Raw genomic sequence first — 1,317 nt, forward strand, 5'->3', positions numbered from 1 at the left:
CCAATGGGGATAACCCTGTGGGTACATGGCTGTAGGCGAGATGGCTGGGGCTGTACAGAGGAGTGCGCAAGAAGTTGCGCAGTACTGCGCAACTTCTTGCGCACTTTCCATGGGATCTCGGGCCTGAAACAGGCTGTTGAATCATGAAAATACAGTAACTGATTGATTTGTAATTGTTATTTTTAAGCTGGCACAAGTCTTGATATGTCCCTGGAGCCCGGCCGGCCATTCAGGCCTCCGGTTTTCCGTATGTCCAAGCAAGGAGAGCAACAATGGCAACCCCAGCGTACATGTCCGTCACCGGTACCAAGCAAGGTCTGATCACTGCCGGTGCCTTCACCGCTGACTCCGTTGGCAACACCTACCAGGAAGGTCACGAAGATCAGGTCATGGTCCAGGGCTTCAGCCATGAAGTGATCATTCCCCGCGATCCGCAATCCGGCCAGCCCACCGGCCAGCGCGTGCACAAGCCGGTGAAGATCACCAAGGTTTTCGACAAGGCTTCGCCGTTGCTGCTCGCGGCCCTGACGTCCGGTGAGCGCCTGAGCAAGATCGAAATCCAGTGGTTCCGCACTTCGGCCGCCGGCACCCAGGAGCACTACTTCACCACCACCCTGGAAGACGCGATCATCGTCGATATCAAAGACTACATGCACAACTGCCAGGACCCTTCGAACGCACATTTCACCCACCTGGAGGACGTCGAGTTCACCTACCGCAAGATCACCTGGACCCACGAAGTCTCCGGTACTTCGGGTTCCGATGACTGGCGTACCCCGGTCGCCGGCTAACGTCAGCGCAACGTTGCAACCCATCGGCCCGCAAGGCGGGTCGATGGGTTTCGCGCCTCCGGGAGACACAGGGAAGGCGCACAGGTAGGGTGGGTCTCGGGAAAACCGAGTGCCAGGTGCGGCTCCCTGAGTGGGTGAGCACTTCACAGAGTGGAGAGGATGGTATGCGCCAAAGGGATTTGAAGTTCACTTTTTCTGTGCTGACCGCGCAGGTGGCGTTCGAGGTCGTAGAGTTCACGCTGGAAGAGGGCCTGTCCGAGCCTTATCGGCTGACACTCGAACTGGCCAGCGCCAACTCCGCCATCGACTTCGGCCAGATACTCGATCAACCCAGCGTGCTGACGATCTGGCAAGGCAGCACCCAGGTCCGTCATGTCCATGGCCTGGTCAGCAGCTTCACCCAGGGCACCACGGGTTTTCGGCGTACCCGGTATCGCATGCTGGTCGAGCCGCAACTGGCCCGGCTTGGCCTGAGTTCCAACTGGCGTATTTTCCAACAGCAAAGCGTGCCCGAGATCCTCAAGTC

General features: G+C 58.5%; 2 protein-coding genes. Both read left to right on the top strand.

Going from position 1 to position 1,317, the window contains the following annotated elements:
- Nucleotides 1-272: 272 nt before the first annotated feature.
- A complete protein-coding gene (locus GV818_RS33635) occupies nucleotides 273-791 on the top strand; it encodes an Hcp family type VI secretion system effector (RefSeq protein ID WP_025129830.1) in 519 nt (172 codons plus the stop codon).
- 164 nt (nucleotides 792-955) lie between these two features.
- Nucleotides 956-1,317 (top strand): contractile injection system protein, VgrG/Pvc8 family (locus tag GV818_RS33640; protein ID WP_256679597.1); only part of this gene is annotated, 362 nt, incomplete at its 3' end.

The organism is Pseudomonas sp. Fl4BN1 (genome assembly GCF_009908285.1).
Taxonomy (GTDB): domain Bacteria; phylum Pseudomonadota; class Gammaproteobacteria; order Pseudomonadales; family Pseudomonadaceae; genus Aquipseudomonas.

Coding starts and splice junctions, on each gene's coding strand:
- GV818_RS33635 (WP_025129830.1), top strand. CDS start 273: ATGGCAACCCCAGCGTACATGTCCGTCACCGGTACCAAGCAAGGTCTG.